This is a genomic window from Flavobacterium sp. FG68, from assembly GCF_057808895.1.
In genome coordinates, this window is the sequence record NZ_JBMDIY010000036.1 from 1 (window position 1) to 22,461 (window position 22,461).

29 protein-coding genes and 1 pseudogene are annotated in these 22,461 nt (G+C 32.4%); 19 read left to right on the top strand and 11 right to left on the bottom strand.

Annotated elements, in window-relative coordinates:
• Positions 1–102 precede the first annotated feature (102 nt).
• The gene (locus ACODSB_RS19630; RefSeq protein ID WP_488938267.1) at positions 103–483 is read right to left on the bottom strand and encodes a DoxX family protein; all 381 of its coding nucleotides are present in this window, start codon (positions 481–483) and stop codon (positions 103–105) included.
• A 120-nt stretch (positions 484–603) separates the two neighbouring features.
• Between ACODSB_RS19630 and ACODSB_RS19635 the strand changes: the two genes are divergently transcribed.
• Complete coding sequence (locus tag ACODSB_RS19635; RefSeq protein WP_256637050.1) at positions 604–939, top strand: winged helix-turn-helix transcriptional regulator; 336 nt, start codon at positions 604–606, stop codon at positions 937–939.
• An 8-nt stretch (positions 940–947) separates the two neighbouring features.
• Here the strand turns inward: ACODSB_RS19635 and ACODSB_RS19640 are convergent, their stop codons facing one another.
• The 4 genes from ACODSB_RS19640 to ACODSB_RS19655 all read right to left on the bottom strand — a co-directional run bounded on the left by ACODSB_RS19640 (position 948) and on the right by ACODSB_RS19655 (position 5,246).
• Complete coding sequence (locus ACODSB_RS19640) at positions 948–1,787, bottom strand: oxidoreductase (protein ID WP_488938268.1); 840 nt, start codon at positions 1,785–1,787, stop codon at positions 948–950.
• A gap of 91 nt (positions 1,788–1,878) precedes the next feature.
• The gene (locus ACODSB_RS19645; protein ID WP_073488828.1) at positions 1,879–2,787 is read right to left on the bottom strand and encodes a helix-turn-helix domain-containing protein; all 909 of its coding nucleotides are present in this window, start codon (positions 2,785–2,787) and stop codon (positions 1,879–1,881) included.
• 482 nt (positions 2,788–3,269) lie between these two features.
• The gene (locus ACODSB_RS19650; protein WP_488938269.1) at positions 3,270–4,799 is read right to left on the bottom strand and encodes a SulP family inorganic anion transporter; all 1,530 of its coding nucleotides are present in this window, start codon (positions 4,797–4,799) and stop codon (positions 3,270–3,272) included.
• A 234-nt stretch (positions 4,800–5,033) separates the two neighbouring features.
• Positions 5,034–5,246, bottom strand: a complete 213-nt coding sequence (locus ACODSB_RS19655; protein WP_053472125.1) for a hypothetical protein — start codon at positions 5,244–5,246, stop codon at positions 5,034–5,036.
• 474 nt (positions 5,247–5,720) lie between these two features.
• On the opposite strand from ACODSB_RS19655, the gene ACODSB_RS19660 reads away from it, so the two are divergent.
• The 7 genes from ACODSB_RS19660 to ACODSB_RS19690 all read left to right on the top strand — a co-directional run bounded on the left by ACODSB_RS19660 (position 5,721) and on the right by ACODSB_RS19690 (position 11,388).
• Positions 5,721–6,653 carry a sensor histidine kinase gene (locus ACODSB_RS19660; protein WP_235992098.1) on the top strand — a complete coding sequence of 311 codons (933 nt, stop codon included), beginning with the start codon at positions 5,721–5,723 and terminating at the stop codon, positions 6,651–6,653.
• Entirely contained in the window at positions 6,626–7,339 is a 714-nt protein-coding gene (locus tag ACODSB_RS19665) for a LytR/AlgR family response regulator transcription factor (protein ID WP_488938270.1), read from the top strand. The genes ACODSB_RS19660 and ACODSB_RS19665 overlap by 28 nt, the downstream gene beginning before the upstream one ends.
• Before the next feature lie 243 nt (positions 7,340–7,582).
• Positions 7,583–8,602: a hypothetical protein gene (locus ACODSB_RS19670; protein ID WP_488938271.1), complete on the top strand. Its 1,020-nt coding sequence runs from the start codon at positions 7,583–7,585 to the stop codon at positions 8,600–8,602.
• Position 8,603: 1 nt separating this feature from the next.
• Positions 8,604–9,554: a CBASS system CD-NTase-associated NAD(+) hydrolase Cap12 gene (cap12, locus tag ACODSB_RS19675; RefSeq protein ID WP_488938272.1), complete on the top strand. Its 951-nt coding sequence runs from the start codon at positions 8,604–8,606 to the stop codon at positions 9,552–9,554.
• 245 nt (positions 9,555–9,799) lie between these two features.
• On the top strand, positions 9,800–10,252 hold the full coding sequence (locus tag ACODSB_RS19680; protein ID WP_488938273.1) for an energy transducer TonB: 453 nt from the start codon (positions 9,800–9,802) through the stop codon (positions 10,250–10,252).
• 234 nt (positions 10,253–10,486) lie between these two features.
• Entirely contained in the window at positions 10,487–10,717 is a 231-nt protein-coding gene (locus ACODSB_RS19685; protein ID WP_488938274.1) for a hypothetical protein, read from the top strand.
• Between the two features lie 110 nt (positions 10,718–10,827).
• The gene (locus ACODSB_RS19690; RefSeq protein ID WP_256637043.1) at positions 10,828–11,388 is read left to right on the top strand and encodes a Mov34/MPN/PAD-1 family protein; all 561 of its coding nucleotides are present in this window, start codon (positions 10,828–10,830) and stop codon (positions 11,386–11,388) included.
• On the opposite strand, the gene ACODSB_RS19695 is transcribed toward ACODSB_RS19690, so the two are convergent.
• Positions 11,375–11,791 carry a DoxX family protein gene (locus tag ACODSB_RS19695; protein WP_488938310.1) on the bottom strand — a complete coding sequence of 139 codons (417 nt, stop codon included), beginning with the start codon at positions 11,789–11,791 and terminating at the stop codon, positions 11,375–11,377. The two genes, ACODSB_RS19690 and ACODSB_RS19695, sit on opposite strands and share 14 nt — an antisense overlap.
• Positions 11,792–12,077: 286 nt before the next feature.
• Here ACODSB_RS19695 and ACODSB_RS19700 point away from each other — a divergent pair, with 286 nt between their 5' ends.
• Complete coding sequence (locus ACODSB_RS19700; RefSeq protein WP_053472117.1) at positions 12,078–12,545, top strand: hypothetical protein; 468 nt, start codon at positions 12,078–12,080, stop codon at positions 12,543–12,545.
• Positions 12,546–12,792: 247 nt separating this feature from the next.
• On the opposite strand, the gene ACODSB_RS19705 is transcribed toward ACODSB_RS19700, so the two are convergent.
• Positions 12,793–13,191 (bottom strand): hypothetical protein, encoded by a 399-nt coding sequence (locus tag ACODSB_RS19705; protein WP_488938275.1) that lies wholly within the window; start codon positions 13,189–13,191, stop codon positions 12,793–12,795.
• A gap of 95 nt (positions 13,192–13,286) precedes the next feature.
• On the opposite strand from ACODSB_RS19705, the gene ACODSB_RS19710 reads away from it, so the two are divergent.
• From ACODSB_RS19710 to ACODSB_RS19750, 9 genes are all read left to right on the top strand, one after another.
• Positions 13,287–13,514, top strand: a complete 228-nt coding sequence (locus tag ACODSB_RS19710) for a hypothetical protein (RefSeq protein ID WP_053472115.1) — start codon at positions 13,287–13,289, stop codon at positions 13,512–13,514.
• Between the two features lie 397 nt (positions 13,515–13,911).
• A complete protein-coding gene (locus ACODSB_RS19715) occupies positions 13,912–15,141 on the top strand; it encodes a TMEM143 family protein (protein WP_488938276.1) in 1,230 nt (409 codons plus the stop codon).
• A gap of 34 nt (positions 15,142–15,175) precedes the next feature.
• Positions 15,176–15,691 (top strand): DUF2199 domain-containing protein, encoded by a 516-nt coding sequence (locus ACODSB_RS19720; RefSeq protein ID WP_488938277.1) that lies wholly within the window; start codon positions 15,176–15,178, stop codon positions 15,689–15,691.
• Positions 15,692–15,737: 46 nt separating this feature from the next.
• A complete protein-coding gene (locus ACODSB_RS19725; RefSeq protein ID WP_488938278.1) occupies positions 15,738–16,202 on the top strand; it encodes an Mpo1 family 2-hydroxy fatty acid dioxygenase in 465 nt (154 codons plus the stop codon).
• Between the two features lie 50 nt (positions 16,203–16,252).
• Positions 16,253–16,477, top strand: coding sequence for a hypothetical protein (locus ACODSB_RS19730; protein ID WP_488938279.1), 225 nt, complete (start codon positions 16,253–16,255; stop codon positions 16,475–16,477).
• Positions 16,478–16,642: 165 nt separating this feature from the next.
• Positions 16,643–16,870: a hypothetical protein gene (locus ACODSB_RS19735; RefSeq protein ID WP_488938280.1), complete on the top strand. Its 228-nt coding sequence runs from the start codon at positions 16,643–16,645 to the stop codon at positions 16,868–16,870.
• The gene (locus ACODSB_RS19740; protein WP_488938281.1) at positions 16,867–17,388 is read left to right on the top strand and encodes a hypothetical protein; all 522 of its coding nucleotides are present in this window, start codon (positions 16,867–16,869) and stop codon (positions 17,386–17,388) included. Before ACODSB_RS19735 ends, ACODSB_RS19740 begins: the two co-directional genes overlap by 4 nt.
• Positions 17,389–17,471: 83 nt before the next feature.
• Entirely contained in the window at positions 17,472–18,152 is a 681-nt protein-coding gene (locus tag ACODSB_RS19745) for a metal-dependent hydrolase (RefSeq protein ID WP_488938282.1), read from the top strand.
• Between the two features lie 150 nt (positions 18,153–18,302).
• Positions 18,303–19,151: an alpha/beta fold hydrolase gene (locus tag ACODSB_RS19750; RefSeq protein ID WP_488938283.1), complete on the top strand. Its 849-nt coding sequence runs from the start codon at positions 18,303–18,305 to the stop codon at positions 19,149–19,151.
• Positions 19,152–19,267: 116 nt separating this feature from the next.
• Here ACODSB_RS19750 and ACODSB_RS19755 read toward each other — a convergent pair.
• From ACODSB_RS19755 to ACODSB_RS19770, 4 genes and pseudogenes are all read right to left on the bottom strand, one after another.
• Positions 19,268–19,399, bottom strand: a pseudogene (locus ACODSB_RS19755) (hypothetical protein); the annotation flags it as partial.
• A 56-nt stretch (positions 19,400–19,455) separates the two neighbouring features.
• The gene (locus ACODSB_RS19760) at positions 19,456–20,406 is read right to left on the bottom strand and encodes an acyltransferase family protein (protein WP_488938311.1); all 951 of its coding nucleotides are present in this window, start codon (positions 20,404–20,406) and stop codon (positions 19,456–19,458) included.
• Positions 20,339–20,611 carry a hypothetical protein gene (locus ACODSB_RS19765; protein ID WP_488938284.1) on the bottom strand — a complete coding sequence of 91 codons (273 nt, stop codon included), beginning with the start codon at positions 20,609–20,611 and terminating at the stop codon, positions 20,339–20,341. Before ACODSB_RS19765 ends, ACODSB_RS19760 begins: the two co-directional genes overlap by 68 nt.
• 101 nt (positions 20,612–20,712) lie before the next feature.
• The gene (locus ACODSB_RS19770; protein ID WP_488938285.1) at positions 20,713–21,621 is read right to left on the bottom strand and encodes a LytR/AlgR family response regulator transcription factor; all 909 of its coding nucleotides are present in this window, start codon (positions 21,619–21,621) and stop codon (positions 20,713–20,715) included.
• A gap of 212 nt (positions 21,622–21,833) precedes the next feature.
• Here ACODSB_RS19770 and ACODSB_RS19775 point away from each other — a divergent pair, with 212 nt between their 5' ends.
• Entirely contained in the window at positions 21,834–22,436 is a 603-nt protein-coding gene (locus ACODSB_RS19775) for a dihydrofolate reductase family protein (RefSeq protein ID WP_488938286.1), read from the top strand.
• The last annotated feature ends 25 nt before the right edge of the window (positions 22,437–22,461 follow it).

Below are 22,461 nucleotides of genomic sequence, written 5' to 3' on the forward strand. Positions count from 1 at the left end.
GTTTGTTTTTCCATAACGATCTTTTTTTTTGTATCGCTATTTCAGGACAAGACATAATTGAAACAAAAAAGCCTCATAGAATTTCTATGAGGCTTTTTTTTATTATTTTCTTCCCCAAGCAACAAAAGCTGCGAAAATAGCAAGAAAAACATTAATACCTATTTGAGAAGCTTCTCCTCTGCAGATATGAAAAATACCGGCACTAAACATAAGAACAATTATTCCAATAGCCGTTAACCATACAAGTCTGGGTTTTTGAATAAATGACGGAATTATAATCCCTATTCCGGCCAGTAAATCAATTATTCCCGTTCCTTTTACCAATGCAACAGGAACTTCACCTGCCCAAGGCCACATCATAGATAATTCTTTTATTGAAAGAAATAATTTCATTGATCCTCCCCAAATAAAACATACAGATAAAATAATCTGTGATGTCCATAGCATAATAAGAACTGTTTTCGAATGTGGTAGTTTTTCCATTTGAGATAAATTATAAATTAAGATCTCAAAAATATTTATATTTACTTCCTTATTTACAGTACTTCCACTTTGGAAAGTGCTATCCAAAGTGAAAGTGGTATAATTCTAAAATAAACTAAAATGCTAATTAAAGGCGGATGTCCAAAAACTGCACTTTCAATCAAAGATGCTTTAGAAGCTCTGGAAGGAAGATGGAAATTGCTAATCCTGTTTTCTCTTTCGACAGAAAATAAACGCTTCAACGAAATATCTAAAGCTGTTACCGGAATAACTGACAAAACCTTATCCAAAGAGCTGAAAAGCCTCGAAAGCAATCAACTGATAAAAAGGACAGTTTACGATACTTTCCCGCCAACTATTGAATACTCTATTACAGAGCATGGAAAATCTTTAGAAAATGTTCTAAACGAATTGCATTATTGGGGGCTTTTACACCGACAAAAAATGCTGGGTTAAAACCTTTTTTAAAACCCAGTTGAAACAGAAACTGATTTCCATTGTTCCAATTCACTTTGAACACTTGCTATTTTTTGATTTGCCATATTGTAGGCATCCTCTCCTAAAAACAAATGTAACGGTGGATTTTGATCCTGACTCGCTTTAATTAATGCTTCTGCTAATTTTACAGGATCTCCAGGCTGATTTCCGTTGATATCGTCTTTGTGAGCGCTTTCAGATTCTCTTACGTTTTTGTATTCCGCAATTGGATTTTCTGGTAATAATAAAGAACTGTCTTTTAAGAAATCTGTTCTAAAATAGCCAGGATAAACAATCGTTGCATGAACTCCAAATGGTTTTATTTCTGCCGATAACGATTCTGTTAAACCAGCAACAGCGAACTTTGTAGAACAGTAAATTCCCCATCCCGGAAATTCTCCGTAATAACCTCCAACAGAAGAAATATTAAAAATATGTCCAGATCTCGCAGCACGCATATACGGCATTGTATTTCTGATCACATTCAATAATCCGAAAACATTTACTTCGTAATTTTTTCTTGATTCTGCATCAGTTAATTCTTCTAATGTTCCTAATAAACCATAACCTGCATTGTTTACTAAAACATCAATTGTTTTAAAATGGCTGACAGCTAATTCAATTGCATTTTTAACGCTTTTCTCATTAACTAAATCCATTTCCAGAGGAAGAAAATTATCTGATGGATTTCCTAATACTTTCACTAAAGCTTCCTGACTTCTTGATGTTGCAGCAACTTTGAAACCTTCTGCCAATAATTTTTTAGCCAATTCTAATCCAAGTCCTTTTGAAGCACCTGTGATAAACCAAACTTTGTTATGTCCCATGATTTTAAATTTTTACGTTTTAATTACAGGACAAAGGTATAAGCGAAGTACTTCTGGAAAATTAAAGTAATCAAGCAAGAAGTTACAAAAATCAAACAATTTCGGCCAAACGATAGTTTTTAGGTGAAACCTGAACATTTTTTTTGAAGAAATTGATAAAATGAGACAATTCTTCGAACCCTAAACACCATGCAATTTCATTAATATTCCAATTGGTTTGTTTGAGCAGAATCATCGCTTCCTGAACAATTCTCTCTGAAATAATCTGCGATGTTGTTTTTCCGGTAGTTTCTTTTAATGCTTTATTCAAATGATTCACATGCACATTTAACTGACTTGCATATTCTGAAGGCGAGCGAAAATTAACTTGCTGCGTAATCGATTCTATCGGAAACTGGCGCTCCAATAATTCCAAAAACAAGGAAGAAATTCGGATTGTGGCGTTTGATTTACTGTATAATGAAGTAGTTACAGTCTGCGTTTTAAGTGCGAGATGAATAATTTCGAAAACCAGATTTCGGAGTACATCATATTTAAATGCATAATCAGAATTGATTTCATCAAACATTCTTAAATAAACCGTTTTTAAAGATTCGGCCAATTCCATAGAAATCGGAACAATCGGATTTCCGCCCGGTTGGAATAAAGGGTATTCTTTTAAATTTCCATATTGACTAAAAAAAGCATCGGTAAAAATGCAGAAAAATCCGGTTTGATTTTCATCAACCTGTTCCCAATTATACGGAATTTGCGGATTAGCAAAAAACAAAGCCTGATCTTCTATAACCGAAATCTTATCGGCATAATGTACTTTGTTTTTCCCGATGATCAAACTGATTTTATAAAAGTCTTTCCGAGTATACGGAAATGGTTTACAGATACTTCCAACAAAATCATCCAATTTAAAAACATTAAAATGTCCAATCTCTTTTTTAAGATTCTCAGGCATTCCATTTACTTTGATCGTGTAAAAATCTTCTAAGGTTTCTGTCAGTTTCATTTTGCAAAGTTACGAAAATCAAACAAATTAGATAATTTAATAATTAGAAAATGAGATAATGGTTTAACATAACGCATATTGGTAGAGGCGCACAGCAGTGCGTCTCTGTTTCGTATATCAAATATTGTGGTTACGTTGCGTGAGACGCACAGCAGTGCGTCTCTACAGAAAATTGGAATTTTTGAATTGCCATCTTTCATAATTAATTATATTACGAACAGATTGTCACCCTGAGCGAAGTCGAACGGCGTTCCAATTAGCACGTGGGCTTCGACTTCGCTCAGCCTGACAATCTTTAGATAATTTTTGATAATTAGATAATGATTTACACAATGCATATCTGTAGAGGCGCACAACAGTGCGTCTACGTTTCGTATATCAAACATTGTGGTTACGTTGCGTGAGACGCACTGCTGTGCGTCTCTACAGAAAATTGGGACGGATAAATTAATTCACAATTAATAATTAACAATTCACCATTATTAAGACACTACTTTGTATGTAGGATCTTCAATTACATTGACATTAATAACGGCATCGGCATTTTTAAGTAATTGCCTGCAGTCTGGGCTTAAATGCTGTAATTCTATGGTTTTATTTTCCTGATTGTATTTTCTGGTCAGATTATTCAAAGCTTCAATCGCCGACATATCTGAAACACGGCTTTCTTTAAAATCTATAATTACATGATTTGGATCATTTTGCGCATCGAATTTTTCCAAAAAAGCAGTTATAGAACCAAAGAATAAAGGGCCGTAAATTTCGTAATGTTTGACTCCGTTTTCATCAATAAAATGTCTGGCACGAATTCTTTTAGCACTTTCCCAGGCAAAAACCAAAGCTGAAATGATCACGCCAATTAAAACCGCCAAAGCCAGATTGTGCAATACAATTGTAATTAAGGCAACCAAAATTCCAACGAAAATATCGTGTTTTGGCATTTTGTTGATAATCCTGAAACTTGCCCATTCAAAAGTGGTAATCGCCACCATCATCATAACGCCGACTAAAGCCGCCATTGGTAATTTTCCAATTACAGGCGCTCCAAAAAGTATGATTATTAAAATCGTCAAAGACGCAATAATCCCAGAAAGTCTTGCTCTTGAACCAGCACCAAGATTTACCAAAGTCTGCGCAATCATTGGGCAGCCTCCCATTCCGTAGAAAAAACCGTTTAAAATATTCGAACTTCCTTGCGCAATACATTCACGATTACTGTTTCCACGCGTTCCGGTAATTTCGTCAACTAAATTCAGCGTAAGCAAACCTTCGGTCAGACCAACAGCCGCAACAATAACAGAATACGGAAATATTATTTTTAAAGTTTCAAAAGAAATTGGAATATTTGGAATATGAAATGGTGGAAATCCGCCTTGAACCGAAGCAATATCTTCGACTGTTTTGGTTTCGATATTAAATACAATTACCAAAGCAAAAACAATCATAATGGCAACCAAAGATGCAGGAACTGTTTTTGTGATTTTAGGAAAAACCAAAACAATCGCAACCGTAAGCGCAACCAAGCCTAACATAATATACAAAGGCGTTCCCTGAAGCCAGGAAACCTGTCCGTTAATTACAGTTTTAAACTGCTCCAACTGCGACATAAAAATCACAACAGCCAAACCATTTACGAAACCAAACATAACAGGCTGCGGCACTAAACGAATAAATTTTCCGAGTTTAAAAAGTCCAATGCAAATTTGCACGACACCGCCAAGTGCGACGGCTGCAAAAACATATTCGATTCCGTGAGATTTCATTAAAGCAATCAAAACGATTACCGTTGCTCCCGCTCCGCCCGAAATCATTCCGGGTCTTCCGCCAAAAATCGCAGTCACTAATCCGGCAATAAAAGCAGCGTATAAACCAACTAAAGGTGGAAAACCAGCCAAAATAGCAAACGACAAAGATTCTGGAATCATCGTCATAGCGACAGTAAATCCAGCTAAAATTTCATTTTTATAATTGACCTTTTGGGTAAAATCGAAGAGTTGGAAAGCTTTTTTCATAAGGCACAAATGTAGAAAATAATGCCCAAATAGAATTAACCTTCTCTAGTGGAAAAAGTATTTACAAGAAACCGTACAATTATCTAACAAAACTGTTTTAAAAGAAAAACGAAAACCGAAAGTATAAAACTTATCATTTGATTTTTTTGATTTTTAGAATGAAATATTATGCAAAACTATCTATAAACTGATATATTTAGCTGCGTATTTCTACCTGTTTTGTTTAATAAAATGTTAATCTAAACGAATACAGGTATAACCGAGGCAATTAACGTAATCTATAATATTATCGCAATGCAATTCTACGCCTTCTACACGCAGTATTTTGTCGCAGTCTTCAAGGTCAAAATTGATTTTATAATCCGGAAACTGAGTCTGGATAACGGCGGTTACATAGTTTTTGTCTGATTCTTTACAGACGTTTGTTTTAAAAATTTCAACAACCATAATTATTAATTTAATTTTTAAACTGTGGGATTAATTTCGTTGAAAAAGATATAAGATGTTCTAATTCTGGCGTAAAGCAATAATCGTAGGCAGCCACGGATTTAAATTCCGACTGATTCAGCTCATAAACGCCTTTTAAATTTGAGTAAAAACTTCCAGTGTTTGATTTTACTTAAGGAAATTCTACGGTTTTTAAATTCCTTTTTAAATAAAAAATGCTGTGACAAAATAAAATCCATGTCTTTTTTGGTTTTGGAGGATAATTAAATTCGAAGTCAAAAATACTTTAGAGTTACCTATTATAATAGGATATTTATACCAACGGCGTATCATTTATACGAATGGCGTTTGTATAAAATATTATCCTCAAATAGCTATGAACTATAATATTACACTATTTTTGCCTTCATGAAAATCCTCAAAATTTACCAAAACTTTTTCTTAAGAAACCTCATCGTGCATACCTTCATACTTATGGTAATTTTTGCCTGTGTGTATGATGAACTTCGTTTAGCTGGTCATGACTTTTGTTACATGATCACTAAAATTGCAATAGGATATTTTCCTTGTATTCTCTGGATTACTGTTTTTAATCTATTTATAATTAAACGATTATTATTCAAAAAAAAGGTCAAAATATTCTTTCTGCTTTTTTTAACGTATTGGACTTCTTTTTACTTTTTTATTAATTGGTTTTTTCCTTTAGTTGGTTTCGGAAATTTTAAAACACTGCAGATATTATCGCTGCTTATCAACGGAATGTTTTTCTATTTTATTCATGTTGTAATTACAAAAAAAATCATGGATGCTGATAAGGATATTATGAATTTCAAGTCTGAACTTTCCTTTTTAAAACAACAGCTTAATCCGCATTTTTTATTGAATGCCATGAATAACCTTTACGGAGAAGCATTATCTGAACCGGATAAAGTTCCAGACAGAATCCTGAATCTTTCAGATTTACTGCGTTATCAAATTGAAGCTACTAAAAAGGATTATGTTTTAGTTGCCGAAGAAATTGCTTTCGTAAAAAAATACATTGAATATTATTCTTTTAGGAATGATCGGTTGAATATTACTCAGAATTTTGAAGGTGATTTTGATGAAATCGAGATTCCGCCTTTATTCTTTTTACCTTTGGTAGAAAATGCGGTTAAATTTTCTGCCGAAACTCCAATGCCTTTTATTGAATTAGATTTAAAAGTAAAATCACGAAATTTGACTTTTACCATTAAGAACAATTATCTGGAATCCGGATCACGGCTTTCGGGAACCCGAATTGGAATTGAAAATTTAAAAAGACGATTGGAAGTTTACCGTTTAAGGCACAATTTAAGCTGTGAAAAAGAGAAAAATATGTTTGTTGTAAAATTAAGTATATGGCACTTACCTACCGCTGTCTTATAGTCGACGACGAATCGCCGGCGCATAAAGCGCTTGCCTCGCATATTTCAAAGTTTGAGGAACTGGAACATTCCGGTAGTGCTTTTAGCGGCATGGAAGCCCTAAAACTTCTTAATGCCAATCAATATGATATTATTTTTCTGGACATTAATATGCCTGTAATTTCGGGTGTCGAATTAATGGAACTCCAGCCTAACCGACCACTTACAATTGTCACAACAGCTTATTCTGATTTTGCACTTTCGGCTTACCAAAACGATGCAATCGATTATCTGCTTAAACCTATTTCACCTGATAAATTTGCGAAAGCAATCGAAAAAGCTAAAACTTATTTTTCCGGCAACAGTCTGAAAAAAGAAAATAATACCAGCACAAAAAACCTTTCTTACCGTCTAAACGGACAAACAATAGATATGCCGCTTTGTGATATTATTTATATCGAAAGTCTTGGCAACTATATGAAACTTTACTGTACGAAACTTAATTTACCGCATATTGTTTATGGTTCACTTTCAAGTATCGCTTCCGAAATTGATAGTTCGAGTTTTGTTCAGGTGCATCGCTCTTTTATTGTAAACGTAAACAAAATCTCTGAAGTTACTTTTAAAAATCTTACTATGTCTAATGGGGAAATTATTCCTGTTGGAAGGAAATATCAGATTTTAATAGACAATCTTTCTATTAGGTAATTTGTCAATTTTGATATTAGATAATTTTTGAAAAGCTCAACTTTTTTAGGTTGGGCTTTTTTGTTTTTAGCATATAAAAAATGCGTAAAAATACTTGGTGATGTTTTTTTATTTATTGATATAATTGTCTGAAAATAAATATATTGAATTACGGAAATCCGTAATTCAACTCAAAAATAAAATATAAAATTTGAAAAAAAGAAAAACTCAATAAATAAATTCTTTAACCAAAAACAAAAAACTATGCCATTAGACTATGAAACCAGATTGAGAAATCTTCAAAACAGGAGATACGATGAAGAATTACACGAATCAAATCTCACTAAATCCTTCAGTTTAAATGAAATTCCAAAAAATATAAAATATTTAATGGAATCAATGCAAAAAATTGATAAAAGATATAACCAAAAAACTCAAGAGGCTGCGTCAAAAGTTCAAAATCACTTAGAAAATGGTTTTAATTTAAATTTTAATCGATCATATAGAACTCAAGGTTCTGTTATGACTTCTACAAATATTAAAGTTCATAGTGATTTTGATTTATTGACAATAATTGATGACTATCACTATTTAGCACCTGATTTACCCAATGATACCCCATATACAACATCTGTACCAAATTCTGACATTAAAGAATTACGCACGCAATCAATTAAGATTTTGAAAAATATTTATGACATTGTAAATACTGAGGGCAAAAAGAGTATTTATATTTTTAATAAAAACCTTAATCGGAAAGTAGATGTAGTTTTCTGTTTTTGGTACAATACAAAAAAATACAAAGAAACAAACAATGAGTATTACAGAGGAATTTATTTATTTGATTTCCAAAAAGAACAAAAGATATTAGATTATCCTTTTGCTCATATTAGTGCTGTTAATTACAAGGGGGACAACACAAATGATGGATCAAGAAAAGCTATCCGACTTTTAAAAACGCTAAAAGCAGATAATGAATCTATTAATCTAAATAGTTTCTTAATTACCACTATTATTCATTCAATTTCAAACGAAGACATAACTTATAAGACAGGAAACGAACTAAGTATTGCAAAATCTACAAGCTTACACCTTTATAAATTAATTAATAACCAAATTTATCGAGAGTCTATCCAATGTCCAAATGGAACTGAAAGACCATTAAACTCCGATTGCGTAAATGACATGAAACGTTTAAAAGAAGATTTAGATCAACTAATTGAAGATGTACAAAAAGAGCTTTACAATACCTACTTTGAAAAAGGTAATTTAATATATTCATAAAATGAGAAAGAAAAAAATTTTTATAGGATCATCATCTGAAGAAATGACATTAGCAAACGCCGCCAAAACTTTACTAGAAATAGAAAATGATTTTGAGGTAACTATCTGGAACGAAGACGTCTGGGAGAAAGCAATTTTTAGATTAAACAATAATTATCTTAATGATTTAATTAGAGCAACATTACAATTTGATTTTGGAATACTAATAGGAACTAAGGATGATAAGGTTGAATACAGGGGAAAAGAAGAACTTCAGCCTAGGGATAATATTCTTTTTGAACTGGGGCTTTTTATAGGTAGACTAGGTTTAAACAATTGTGCATTTTTAATAGATAAAGAAATTAAATTATTATCTGATATTAAAGGTATTTCGTTGGCAAGATTTGATAGAAAAGAAATGAAAACTTTTACAGATGCAATAGCTTTAATAAAAGATGCTTTTAAAAATCAAAGCGATTCAGGAATAAATTTTTTCCCTTCTTCAACCCTAGCAGCCGTTTATTTCGAAAATTTCATCAAACCTACATGTTTACACTTAATTCAAAATAATGGGATTAGTGATGAAGATGGTACCAAACATGAAAAGTGTAAAATCAAAATAATAATACCAGAAAGGTTAACTTCTGATGTAAATAGTCAATTCCAGGCAATAAAAAATAAGTTTAAAACTCGCAAACTTTCCTTTGAATATCTTGGCAGGCCAAGAAATATTGAGGTTGAAACAATAATTACAAATGGAAATTTGTATATAATTGATTTTCCTACTGTTCTTGCAGGAGTAAATTATGCCATTTCAAATCTTTTACCTAATGAATTTAATGCAATGTCTGATGATTATGATCTTATACTTAACAGAGAATTTGACAGATTCATTTACACATTAAACAAATTAGCTCTTAGAGATGGTTACAATAATTACATTGAAATAATCCCAGAAAAAAATATTAAATAAAAAGAGGCTTTTGGAAAGTCTCACCTGCTGGCACGAACGTCTCGCTCGTGAACAAGTATGTCTACTTGACTGTACGAGCGAAACGTTCGGACCAGCAAGAGAATATATTAAAAACTTAAAAGAAAATACACAAAAAGCTGCAGAACCAAAAACTCTAGCAGCTTTTTTAATCCCTTAACTTCTCTACAAAAACACAAAATCCTTACATTAGCATTACCAAAAAACAACCCCAAATTCCAAAAAAAATGAAAAACCTAATCTTATTATTCACACTACTAATCACCACAATTTCATTTGCCCAAACCGAAAACCAGGAAAATCGCGAAGAAACCAAAACCGTTGACGACTTTGAAAAAATAGATCAAGTCGTAATTGATTATGATAAAGATGTATTTATTGCCGGAAAAGTTGAAGTAAACCCTGAATATCCGGGTGGTGAAAAAGCTATTTTTGCTTTTCTTGAAAAGAAAATTAAAATCAATAAAGAAATACTCGAACAACAAGGTTCTCAAAAAGTATTTGCTCAGTTTATAATTGAAAAAAACGGACGCTTAAGTGATATACAAATTCTAAGAAGTAACAGTCCTGAATTAACAAAAGAGTTTACCAAAGCACTTAAAGCTATGAAATGGGCACCTGCAAAACAAAATAACAGAATCGTAAGAAGTTCTTATATGTTGCCTTTTCAAGCTAAATAATTAACAAATGAATTGGATAATTCAACACACAGATAAACTAGATTTCCACACTAACTTAGCAGAATTATTAAAACCAATTTCATCAGAAATAGAATCCTTTAACTGGTTATAAGTGATTTCGAATTTATATCAGATAAAATACTCCCAATACATCACGAACAAGATTTTTTTGTTTTAAAGAGTAAGGAATTTCACGAAATCCTGAATTCTAATACACAATTAATTTGGGGTGTCGTGTCTGGTTTTTCAGAAAATGAACTAATATCTTTTGATGAAAATAATCTGCCTTTTGCAGACGGAAATGATTTGATTTGGGAGAATGGAAACTTTCAAATTGAAAATTCTATAATTGAAATTATCGCTTTTGACAGCTCTTACACTATAATAAAATTTAAAGATAAAAATCTGTCTGATAAGTTTAAACCATATTTTGACGAAGCAATTGAATTAGAAAAATTTCAATAAATGCAAAGCCAGAGATGAAAAACTTATTTGTCCCCGTTTTTTAAATTCTTTAAAAACCTCAAAAGTTACATTTATAAGTTTTATTTTCGTTTTAAAAACATTTAAAAAAAATGAGGAATTTTTTGTTTCTAATACTTTTACTGGTTCAAAATTCTTTTTCGCAATCTACTTATGATAATGGGAAATGTATTAGAACAAAAAATATTTCAGAAAAAGAAAGATTACTCCGTTTTCCTTTTTCTGAATCTCAGCAAATTAAAATCGTGTCTTTTAAAGGTAAACCCGATGAATATCCCGGACAAAGTTTAATAAAACACATCAATTCAATTGTATTGGGAAAAGATGTTTTTAGATCTGAATTATACAATGAAACTGCTGTATTGAGTGCAGAGCAAATAAATAAATTATCTGATATTATTTTTAATTTCACGTATACAAGACTTCCTCACGAAGATGCAGAAGTGATGTGTTATATGCCAAGAAATGCTATTATGTTTCTCGATTCAAATAATCGAATTGTCGCTTACCTCGAAATTTGTTTTGGCTGTAATAACTACAAATCGAGCGATAAAAGATTTAGCATTGGCGAATATTGCAATGAAAAGTACGATATGCTAAAATCAATATTTGCAGACAGCAATATTAAATACGGCATTTCTATTGTTGAATAATTTCTTTTCTAAAATACCCAATCGCCCCAGTCGACCACAAAGCCAGGAAAATCAAAACAGGCTGAAAAAACAATCTTATTAAACGCGCTTGATCTGTGTCGAGTCCAAAGGCGGGAGTTTGGTTTAAATATTGGGCGATGTTACCTGGGAAAACCAATACATAAAACACCGCTAGTGCAATCCCTACGAATACTTTATATTTTGTTAGAAACAGCATACTAAGTCCTAAAGCTATTTCAACAACTCCGGAAAGAATTACAACAAGATCTTTGTCCAGCGGAACCCAATTTGGAACCTGTCCCTGAAAATCGGCTCTTTGAAAAGTAAAATGTCCTATTGCTGCCGTAATCATAAAAAGCCCTAATAGAACTCTAAAGAAATTTTGGATTTTGGTTGTGTGCATATTTTCCATCTGTATTGTATACTTTATGTTATAGTCTCTTAAAATCTTTATTCAAATTTATAACATTAAGCCCAAAACCGTTTTCTACATTTTTTATTTATAGGTTATCTAATATCCATGTTTAAAATTCAATTTTGCATACAAAAGAGTTATTTCAAAAGTTCAAAAAGTATGAATTCATTTCAGGAAATCTTATTCTGCAAAAAAAAATACACATTCAAAATAATTTTCTTACATAAATAATTACCTTAGCGTACTAAGAAATGTTAATATAATTTGTTAGAAAATGTCCATTTTTAATTTCCTATTTAAAAAATCAGATTTACAATGTCCCAGATGTCTTGGGAAAGGTTTTGTTGATTGGGATGATATCAGGCGTTTAAACAAACTATTAAAATGGGTTCCGGCTCCCTGCGCCTACTGCAATGGTTCTGGAAAAACTACTCCCGAAATGCTTTCTAAAGTTCCCGTAGATATAACGTACCTTACTATTGATTTACCGGAGTCTGAAATTGAAAAAATAAAAAATGGCGACGAAGAAACGCTGGAAAAAGGAAGACAAAAAGAACTTTTTTTAGAAAATCTTATACAATATGCACAGGATCATTATCTAAATAAAAACATGGATGCCGAAACTATTGCAGATTTATACCTTCGCACCGAAAGTGAAAATGCTCAATTTTCGATAGAAAGAGAAAACTTAATACAATACATTCAGCAGATAATCGAGTTAAAAAAATCAGACCTCAATTAAGGAAATCTTTGTCCCTTTGAACCTCTGTAACTTTGAACCTTGAAAAAAAAACCTAAAAACAGGTATAAATACGTATTGCCAGAATTTTAATAAGTGGTAAAATTGCAGGGAATAATTTTTTCTTTTAGAATATAGTCTTCCGAAAGGAAAACTTGTAAATTTTGTCAATTTTTTTGGAACAAGAAAGTGAGATTTCGTATCGCTGGTAACGATTAGAAATCTCACTTTTTCTTTTTAGTACTTTACGCTATTGATTGTTTTGTTTAAAAGCAGCAATCTGTTCATCCTGATGCTGAATAATCTTTTTTAGACTTTCAATTGTTTCCTTTCTGGCTTCAGCCAGATCCTTGTAGTTAATTTCGTGTTCATTAAGCTTTTCTGTTTTTTTATAAACCTCTCCCTTTTCACGTAAAACATTCAGTTTAATCATGTCTCCCTCGCCGGTTAAAAGCCATTCTATATCTATATCAATATCTGTATATTTTTTTAAGATATTTTCTAACTTATCTACGCCTATCGTTTTATTATGTTTTAACTGGCTCGCAAAAGAACCGTTAGACATACCCACCACTTTTTCAAAGGCACCCACTCTAATACCTCTGTAATCTAAATACTGTTTGATCCTGTTTATAGTATTTTCTGCCATAATGCTTCATTTTTATTTATAGAAATAATCTAATTTATACTCATTCTTAAGAAATATCTTACTATATTTGTCTTACTTTTAATACAAATTAAGCAATGAGCAAAAATATAAAATCTAAGCCAAGTTACAACCAAGATGTGTTAAAGATTATTAAAGAAAAACACGGTTTTTCTTACGACTACATTCGCAAATCAATTCGAGGGGATCGTGCAGGCATTATTTGCGATCTAATAAAGGCAGAATATAAGAGGCTTGACAACGAATATAAGATCGTGAGAGAGAGTCAGGCCAATAGATTAAAAAAAGAAATAGGCAGTAAATAATTATGCATTAAACAATTTGGATCAATATTACCAAAAAGAGCGGTCCAGCTTTTTTCTCCAGGAGCAAACAAAAGCTTAGAGTTAGAAAAATCCGGATTTTCTATATCAAAGTGTATGTAATGGGCCAAACATCTATTCGTGAAATAGATAAACAATTTAGTTATGCAGCTGATCCTCGCATAATCTAATGTATTCCCCTAAGGAGCTAAGCCGTAAAGAAATATCTTTGCGGCTTTTGTTTTATCAAAATAACCAAACCTGTAAAATGTCTGTAAATCTGCATATCGAAGCATTCTAATTTTATAAATCTTTTAGTAATAATCAATCGTTGATTTTTTTACAACCTTTGTACCTTTGCGATTCCACGCCAAAAAACAAATTAAAGCCCTGAATCGATATGACTCGAGAACATTATATTCCGTTTAATAAAGAATTTTTACTCGAACAGCAAATTGCAGCTTTCGCCGATGACAGACAAAAAGTTGATGATTTTAAAAAGTTATTCGATATTATCGAGCATTATTATCATTATGAATCTTTTAACCTTAACCGAAATTTAAAGCAAAACTACGCGCTTTATGATCCGGATTTGAGCGAAAAAGAACGCGAAGTTTTTATTGGTAAAAGCGATTTTTCTGTTTTTAAAGAAACGCTGCGTACTGTTTTAGAGCGCGGCAATTATTACAGAATCGATCAGGAAACTTTAAAAGAAGCTTTTACAGAATCTGATTTAATAGGCTTAAACCTTGCCATTGATTTTCATGCTTTTAAAGATTACGAATTATATGTTCGCGGTCATCATAAAGCAAAAGAAACGGTTAAGAAATATTATTTCTGGAAAAAAGAAGTTGAAATCGAATATTATGATCGTGTCCTTATTTACCTCAATTACAGCGACGCCGATTATTTGACCCAAAAGAAAGTCAAATTGGGAAAAATGCCAATTGATCCGGGATCTATTGCTTTAAAGATTTTTAAACGCGTTCCTAAAAATGATCTTGAAACGATTTTTCCAAATGCAATTCCAAAAATGTCTTTAAAAGACAAACTGTTACTTTGGGTTCCGGGAGTTTTTGGAGGTATTTCATTATTAAGCGCTAAAGTAATTCCCGCCTTAATAAACATGTACAATGCTTATGAAACCGGAGAAACTATCGATTTACTAAACAGCAAAACTTCTTTAAATCAAGGTTTAATTGCTTTAGGAATTTTATCTGCTTACTGCTTTCGACAATACAATAATTTCATAAACAAGAAAATCAGATATTCTAAAATGCTTTCAGACAGTTTGTATTTTAAAAATGTCGGAAACAACAGCGGTGCTTTTTATTCTCTTTTAAACTCATCTGAAGAAGAAGCCTTAAAAGAAACCATTTTAGCGTATACTTTTTTAAATAAAAGCCAAAATCCGTTAACTGCCCAAGAACTTGATTCTCAAATTGAGTCTTGGTTTGCCTCTCAATTAAATACTGAATTAGATTTTGATGTAAACGATGCTTTACTAAAGCTAAAAAGCATTGGTTTAGGAATAGAAACCAACGGAAAATGGGAAGTTATTCCGCTAAATAAGGCGCTTGTTACAATCGATGAATTATGGGATAATGTTTTTGATTACAATCAGAAATAAACTTTACATTATTTTTATCTAATAAAAAACTAAAATGTACCACTACAAATGTTCTTGCTGCGGAGAAACTTTTGACGAAATGCCATTATGTTTTGGCAATGAATTTCCGGCTTACTATTTTGCCATTCCATCCGAAGAAAGAGAACAGAGAATTGAATATGGCGGCAGTTGGTGTTATGTCGATGAAGAACATTTTTTTCATCGCGGCAGGTTAACGATTCCGATAATCGATTATCATGAAAATTTAGTTTTTAATGTTTGGACAACCATAAGCGAAGATAATTTTTGCCTGCGAATGGATTTATGGGAAGATCCAAATAGAGTTAATCAGGAACCATATTTTGGATGGATGCAGACTGATGTGCCAACTTATGGCAAAACAATTTCACTAAAAAGTATTGCTATTGAGCAAGGGTTAGGATTGATTCCGGAAATAAAAATGATCGAAGAAAACCATCCTTTGACAATTGATCAGGAAAAGGGAATAACATTTCAAAAAGCCGTTTCTATCGTAGATGAAATTATGAAAATACAGCACGGTAAAACCTAAAAGAAATTTTACTAGATTTACGTTAACTAACCTTAAAACCACAAAAATGAGAACACTAGATAAATGGTTTGCAGAATATGCCGTAAGTCACCAAAACCCAAAAAACAAAGCCATACATTATATTTGTGTTCCGGCAATTTACTTTTCTATCGTTGGATTATTAATGAGTATTCCTAGTGGAATTATTGCGAATATTTTAAAACTAAATGCACCAATTATCGAAAATTGGGCTTTTGTGGTTTTGCTTTTTGTCCTTGTTTTCTACATTAGATTATCGATTGCGATGGCCGTAAAAATTGCCATTTTTTCAGGAATTTGTTTAGTTGTTAATTATTATATCGGGCAGGTTTTTCCGTTATGGGCATTCTCTATTGGTGTTTTTGTAATCGCTTGGATTGGTCAGTTCTACGGGCATAATATTGAAGGCAAAAAACCTTCATTTTTAAAAGATCTTCAGTTTTTATTAATTGGCCCGGCCTGGGTTGTAGAGAATTTGTTTTCGAGAAAGTAATTTATTTTTATTTCCAATTGTAAAAGATCCAAACAATTCAATTTTGTTATATGAAAGATTTTAATCTGGATGATTTTCCTAAAAATTTAAGTGAAGAAGAAATTCAAAATCTGACTGAATTAGCAATTAAAAATCCTATTGGTGAAATATGGAAACAAATTGCAGTCAGGCTGACATCTGAACAAAAAATCAGAATTAACAGAAATATTGAAAGAAAACATTATCCGGAATCAGAAAAACTAGCTTCTTTTCAAAAAAAAACCAATAGACGATGAAACATGGGAAAGGCTGATAAAAGAGCAGGAAGTAAATAAATTTTACGGAAATATGGGACAGCCGGAAACTCCTTTAGAATTTAAAAACAGATATGGAGTGTGGCCGGCAGGATTTGATGAAACCAGAGCTGAAAATAATAGTTGATTGATTCTTGTTTACAAATTATGATAATAGATACCAAAGAAATAAAGATTGAAAATTATGATATTTTCACGTACCGAAGAATCAGACGGGCAATTGGTTATTTGGGATTTTTGCTGCCTGTATTTTTGGTTAGTTTTTCTTTAATTCCTTTTTTTCAAACCAAAATCCAGCCTTCTGTCAGCGATTATTACTATACCAATTTAAGGGAAATTTTTACCGGAACTTTGTGTGCTGTAGGTTTATTTTGATTCGGTATAAAGGGCACGGAAATAAATCAATTTTCAAAAATGATAATTTACTGACCAATATTGCCGGAATTATGGCAATTGGTGTGGCACTGGTTCCCACAAATCCCGAAAGCATTTCACAAAAAATCTATACCATTATTCCATTAACAGAGAAATGGCTCGGCTGGCTCCATTATGGTTTTGCTGCAGTGCTGTTTTTGATATTGGCTTTGCTTGCTATTAATGTTTTTACAATTACTCAGGAAAAATATATCGAAACACCTAAAAGCATTTTAAACGAAAATAATATTTACAGAACCTGTGGTTATATTATTTTGATTTCTATTGTTTTGGTCCCTGTTTCAGAGAGTTTAAAACTTTTTACTTATTCTACTCTGGCCCTTGAAGCGCTGGCTCTTTTTGCATTTGGAACTGCATGGCTTATAAAAGGGCGCGCATTAGGTGATAAGGGTAAAATTGGGCAAAAATTGTATCAGGAAAACAATCCTGTTGATACCGAAAAAGTATTCGAAGAATAATGGCATATCTAAGGTAAATTCTGCTGGTATATTTTTTGGATATTAATCAACTTAACTGTTATCAATTCTAAAATCTATATATCATGAAACTCACTTATTACGGACATTCTTGTTTTTCTGTTTTTGCAAATGGAAAACATCTTCTCTTCGACCCTTTTATTACGCCAAATGAATTGGCAAAACACATTAATGTCGACGAAATAAAGGCCGATTATATTTTTATTTCGCATGCGCATTACGATCATATTCTGGATGTGGAAAGAATTGCAAAAAACACCGGAGCAAAGGTTTTGGGAAATTTTGAAATTTACAACTGGCTTTTAAAAAACGGAATTGAAAATGCGCACCCAATTAATCCGGGCGGAAAATTCAGCTTTGATTTTGGAACCGTAAAATGTGTGATTGCACAGCATCCAAGCAGTTTTATTGATGGAACTTATGGCGGAATTGCAACTGGTTTTGTACTCACAACCGTTGATGGAAATTTCTATTACAGCGGCGACACAGCGTTGACTTTAGACATGAAACTGATTCCGAAGTTTACTAAACTTGATTTCGCCGTTTTCCCAATTGGCGACGGATTAACAATGGGAATTGAAGAAGCGATTGAAGCTTCAAAACTGGTTGAAGTTGATAAAATTTTAGGCGTTCATTATGATACTTTTGGCTTCATTAAAATGGATCATGAAAAAGCTTTAAGTGATTTTAAAAACGCAAATCTCCATCTTTATTTACCTAAAATTGGCGATACAATCGAGATATAATATTTTCTATATTTCGTAAAAACATCATTTTTTAGCGAAATAAAAACAGAAAATAATGACTCAAATCCTGTAAAGGTTTGATTTGTAAATAAAATCTTCAAAGGCATTAAAATTGTTTAGTAATTCATTATTAACCAAAAACTTAAAGCAATGAGCACAAAAATAAACGCTTCAAATTCAGAAACTCAGTTTGCCGAACTTTCAGGCCGAACAATCGCTTACAGATCAATTGGCGAGGGAAATCCAATTATTTTAATTAATCGTTTTAGAGGAACTCTAGATACCTGGGATCCGTTATTTTTGGATCTTCTGGCAGAAAAACATCAGGTTGTTACTTTTGATTATTCGGGAATTGGCTATTCAACAGGAACACTTCCTACGGATATTAAAGAAGTTGCTAAAGATGTAAAAGATCTGGCTGATTTTTTAAAAATCAAAAGCGCCATTTTAATGGGCTGGTCGTATGGCGGATTGGTTACACAAGCTGCAACACATCAATATCCAGAATTAGCGACACATACCATATTGTTAGGAACTGGCCCAATAGGAAAAAGAGTTGTTCCGCTGGAACAATCTTTTCTGGATCATGCTTTAAAACCAATAAATGATTTTGAAGATGAAGTGATACTTTTCTTCGAACCAGAATCTGAAGAAAGCAGAAAGGCTGCAAAAGCTTCTCACGACCGAATTGCTCAAAGAATTGATGTTTCTAAAATTCCTTCGACTATGGAAACTTTTCAATTGTATTTTGCAGGAGGCGAAGGTGCTGCCGAAGATAAAGACAATTTTAGAGATAAATTAAAAACGACAAAAACACCAATTTTAATAATTTCCGGAGATCACGACACTAGTTTTGCTGTAGAAAATTGGTATCCGCTGACCAAACAGCTTCCAACATCACAGTTAATTGTTCTGCCGCAAACAGGGCATGCTCCTCAGCATCAAAATATTCCACTGGTAGTAAATTACATCGATAATTTTTTACAGAACACGAAATAGATTTCCGAAAATTTCTTTTGAAAACAGGTGTCCTAGCCCAGACAGAAACGGCATCCTTTTGTGGTCTCGTTTTTTTACGAGACCACAAAAGATACAGTGGATGGCTGGATTAGCTTCTAAAAATTAAGAAGATATTTAAGCTTCTTCTTAAAGTTAATCATAGCTTTTACATGTTCATATAACTTCGGAAATTCTTTTTTAAAGATTTCCGAAGTTTCAAAAAAATGCTCGGGAATCACGGCAAGAAATTCAAATTTACTGGAATTCGTGTTTTTTTATTTTCTAAAAAACACGAATAACTATATTAAATAATTTTCTTAACTCCAGGAATTAATAAAATAAGTGACCCAAATATAAAACTGCCTATAACTATTAATGGTGCTGTAACCAAAAGTTTTATTACAGGTTCAATTGTCCAGTTTCTTACCGCGAGCGTAAAACCAACAATTACTAATGGGTGAAAAATATAGACGGCAAAACTGCTGCGTGATAATTTAGTTAACAATACAGAAGATTCATTCCATCTTTTTTTTCCTTTAATTAATAATGTTGTTAGTATAGAAATGCCTATACATTGTTCCCAAACGGCATATAATAATGCCTCCCAATGAAAACCTCCGGAAAACCAGGAAGAAGGTGTATTAAGATTAAATTTGATGATAAAAAATACTGGAAAAAGAAGCAAACATATCCGTGTTGCTCTTTTTAAACCTCTATACGTTTTATCAGAGAGTTTATCTAACCAGTTGTTTTTGGCGGCCAGTAATCCAACAATAAATAAGGCGATATACTGCGGAAAATGTCCTAATTGAAATCCGACTGGTTCAAGAACCCATCCCACAGGAAAAATAATTCTAACTAAAAAGCTGATGATTCCCAGTAGTACTGCAAACCACAATATGGTACAGGTTTTTGGTACTTCTACAGTTTTTTTGAAACTAACTTTAAATATTTTTTTTGCTCCTGCATAAATCAATGTAAAAAGCAATAATGCCGCTACAAACCATGTAACGCCTAAATCGATCCAGCTGTCAAATCCGCTTAAATATTGAAAATAAGTAATGTGATGTCCTTTTGCAAAATAATATACCAAATAGCTGATGAATGGGGAAAGTATAAAGGAATAGAATAATATGGGAATTCCTAATCGTACAAGACGGTCTTTAATAAATTTTGATGCTCCTTTTCTAGCATAAGAAGAACTTGTAAAGTATGCTGCCAGCAGGAAAAAAAAATCCCATAAAAAAAGACTGATTGAGGCTTACAAACATTGTCATAGGAATACGTGCTCCCATAAGGGCAGTTTGTTCTGTATAATACCAGCCTTCTGAAGAACTATAGGCAATAACTGTGTGATGAAGCACAACTAATATTGTCAATAAAATTTTAATATTCTCTATGTATACTAATTTGTTTGACGAACCAGAATCCTGATTCAAAGCGATTGATGAAGATGACATAATAAATAGATTTAGTGTTACTGAGGGCAAACCTACAACAAGAAAAAACAGCTGTGAGCGTACATGTTATCAGTAACTAGCTTTTGTGACGAACAACAAGCTTAGGCAGTATATTTGCTTCGAAGTTGTTCGTAACAGCTGTTAAAACTATCGATTTGTTTTCTGGAAACGGGAACTTTTACATTTGTTTCATTAAACGATAATAAGTATCCTTGAGAATTTCCTGCTATTTTTTCGATCTTAAACATATTGACTAAATAGGTTCTATGGCATCTAAAAAAATGAGGATAAGCGGTTATTTGGGTTTCAAATTGGGTTAGAGAAATTCGTTTTAATTCTGTAGTAATCTCAGACCCGTTTGATTTTGTTAATTCGATATAATTCCCATCCGCTTTTACAAACAATAATTCGTCTATGTCCAGACTGAAATCGTCTTGCTTAACCTGAGTATTGACATAAAGTTTTGATTGAAGGTCTGTGGTTTTTGATTCAATATCTAGCTTTGTAAATTGGAGTACAAACGGAGAGCCTTTTTTTGATTCAAAATAAAAGCTGGATAATCTTAGGAAAAGATAGAAAAATACACCTGCAACAAAACAATTTCTGATTTCTTCCCATAAATAAAGCCATGACCAATTGCCGGCATTATTGTAAATCAAATCCCGCATGAAAAAACTCGATAAACCTGCTAAAACCAGCACTGCTCCAATATGAGAATATTCTTTGAGTAAAGTCCAATTTTCGGTTTCGTTTTTTCTTTTTCTGATATAATTAAGTCCCTCAAAATAAACGAACAGGATTAATGCGGGTGATAAGGCGTGAAGAAAACAAATAAAAAAATAATGCATTCTCATTTCCGGATCATAGACCCCAAAAGGCCTGAATAATAAAAGAAACATTAATATTAGAGCAAAAACAATCGTAACGCTTTTAAGCAGGTTTTTTGATTGATATCTCGCAGGATATTCAATATCATGAATCAAATGTTCTTTGTTGATGTAAAATCCCATTGTTAAAGCTGTTTTTGTCTGGCATTAAAAATACGAAAAATCTTCAGGAAGCTGGACTGAATATTGGTTTCTGATTATTCAAACTTAAGATTATTTACTTCTGTTAACTTTAATAAAGACCAAATCGAAAAGCTTTTTACGATTATTTTCCTTAGTTTATCAATATTTCTGTGTAGTTAATTAAATTTGTATATCCACAAAATCAATATATTATGAGAAAAATAATTGTTTTGTCAATGATTTCGCTAGATGGAGTTATGCAGGCTCCGGGCGGACCAAAAGAAGATAAATCAGACGGATTTAAATTTGGCGGATGGACAGCACCATTTGGCGATGAAGTTTATAGTAAAGCTGTAGCAAATGAAATAAAACCTGCCGATTATCTTTTGGGCAGAAAAACTTTTGAAATCTGGGAAGAGTACTGGCCTAAAAACACAGAATTTTGGCCGGGAATTAATGAAGGTAATAAATATGTTTTCTCTAAAACCAGAAAAAAATCAGATTGGAAAAATTCTAATTTCATCAAAAGTCTGGCCGATATAAAGAAACTAAAAGCTTCAGAAGGTTTAGACATTCAGGTTTGGGGAAGCAGTGAGCTTATTCATTTACTTTTAAAGAATGATTTGGTTGATGAACTTAAATTAAAAATTCATCCCTTATTGCTTGGCAAAGGGAAAAGGCTGTTTGACAATACTGCGCATCCGTCAGGATTTACTTTAACAGAAAGTACTGTTACTACAACCGGAGTTATTTTAGCCAGCTATAAACGTGCCGGAGAAGTGAAAACAGGAAATGCCGGAAAAACTATTAAATAATTAACCTTTTATAAACCAAAATATC

What these genes read in the sequence shown, in the direction of transcription:
- ACODSB_RS19690 (WP_256637043.1), top strand. Translation starts at nt 10,828, where the DNA reads ATGAGGAATTTTTTGTTTCTAATACTTTTACTGGTTCAAAATTCTTTT.
- ACODSB_RS19745 (WP_488938282.1), top strand. Translation starts at nt 17,472, where the DNA reads ATGAAACTCACTTATTACGGACATTCTTGTTTTTCTGTTTTTGCAAAT.
- ACODSB_RS19735 (WP_488938280.1), top strand. Translation starts at nt 16,643, where the DNA reads ATGATAATAGATACCAAAGAAATAAAGATTGAAAATTATGATATTTTC.
- cap12 (WP_488938272.1), top strand. Translation starts at nt 8,604, where the DNA reads ATGAGAAAGAAAAAAATTTTTATAGGATCATCATCTGAAGAAATGACA.
- ACODSB_RS19665 (WP_488938270.1), top strand. Translation starts at nt 6,626, where the DNA reads ATGGCACTTACCTACCGCTGTCTTATAGTCGACGACGAATCGCCGGCG.
- ACODSB_RS19730 (WP_488938279.1), top strand. Translation starts at nt 16,253, where the DNA reads ATGAAAGATTTTAATCTGGATGATTTTCCTAAAAATTTAAGTGAAGAA.
- ACODSB_RS19650 (WP_488938269.1), bottom strand. Translation starts at nt 4,799, where the DNA reads ATGAAAAAAGCTTTCCAACTCTTCGATTTTACCCAAAAGGTCAATTAT.
- ACODSB_RS19750 (WP_488938283.1), top strand. Translation starts at nt 18,303, where the DNA reads ATGAGCACAAAAATAAACGCTTCAAATTCAGAAACTCAGTTTGCCGAA.
- ACODSB_RS19645 (WP_073488828.1), bottom strand. Translation starts at nt 2,787, where the DNA reads ATGAAACTGACAGAAACCTTAGAAGATTTTTACACGATCAAAGTAAAT.
- ACODSB_RS19670 (WP_488938271.1), top strand. Translation starts at nt 7,583, where the DNA reads ATGCCATTAGACTATGAAACCAGATTGAGAAATCTTCAAAACAGGAGA.
- ACODSB_RS19660 (WP_235992098.1), top strand. Translation starts at nt 5,721, where the DNA reads ATGGTAATTTTTGCCTGTGTGTATGATGAACTTCGTTTAGCTGGTCAT.
- ACODSB_RS19715 (WP_488938276.1), top strand. Translation starts at nt 13,912, where the DNA reads ATGACTCGAGAACATTATATTCCGTTTAATAAAGAATTTTTACTCGAA.
- ACODSB_RS19775 (WP_488938286.1), top strand. Translation starts at nt 21,834, where the DNA reads ATGAGAAAAATAATTGTTTTGTCAATGATTTCGCTAGATGGAGTTATG.
- ACODSB_RS19640 (WP_488938268.1), bottom strand. Translation starts at nt 1,787, where the DNA reads ATGGGACATAACAAAGTTTGGTTTATCACAGGTGCTTCAAAAGGACTT.
- ACODSB_RS19725 (WP_488938278.1), top strand. Translation starts at nt 15,738, where the DNA reads ATGAGAACACTAGATAAATGGTTTGCAGAATATGCCGTAAGTCACCAA.
- ACODSB_RS19630 (WP_488938267.1), bottom strand. Translation starts at nt 483, where the DNA reads ATGGAAAAACTACCACATTCGAAAACAGTTCTTATTATGCTATGGACA.
- ACODSB_RS19705 (WP_488938275.1), bottom strand. Translation starts at nt 13,191, where the DNA reads ATGGCAGAAAATACTATAAACAGGATCAAACAGTATTTAGATTACAGA.
- ACODSB_RS19710 (WP_053472115.1), top strand. Translation starts at nt 13,287, where the DNA reads ATGAGCAAAAATATAAAATCTAAGCCAAGTTACAACCAAGATGTGTTA.
- ACODSB_RS19700 (WP_053472117.1), top strand. Translation starts at nt 12,078, where the DNA reads ATGTCCATTTTTAATTTCCTATTTAAAAAATCAGATTTACAATGTCCC.
- ACODSB_RS19720 (WP_488938277.1), top strand. Translation starts at nt 15,176, where the DNA reads ATGTACCACTACAAATGTTCTTGCTGCGGAGAAACTTTTGACGAAATG.
- ACODSB_RS19635 (WP_256637050.1), top strand. Translation starts at nt 604, where the DNA reads ATGCTAATTAAAGGCGGATGTCCAAAAACTGCACTTTCAATCAAAGAT.
- ACODSB_RS19765 (WP_488938284.1), bottom strand. Translation starts at nt 20,611, where the DNA reads ATGTCATCTTCATCAATCGCTTTGAATCAGGATTCTGGTTCGTCAAAC.
- ACODSB_RS19695 (WP_488938310.1), bottom strand. Translation starts at nt 11,791, where the DNA reads ATGCACACAACCAAAATCCAAAATTTCTTTAGAGTTCTATTAGGGCTT.
- ACODSB_RS19655 (WP_053472125.1), bottom strand. Translation starts at nt 5,246, where the DNA reads ATGGTTGTTGAAATTTTTAAAACAAACGTCTGTAAAGAATCAGACAAA.
- ACODSB_RS19680 (WP_488938273.1), top strand. Translation starts at nt 9,800, where the DNA reads ATGAAAAACCTAATCTTATTATTCACACTACTAATCACCACAATTTCA.
- ACODSB_RS19770 (WP_488938285.1), bottom strand. Translation starts at nt 21,621, where the DNA reads ATGGGATTTTACATCAACAAAGAACATTTGATTCATGATATTGAATAT.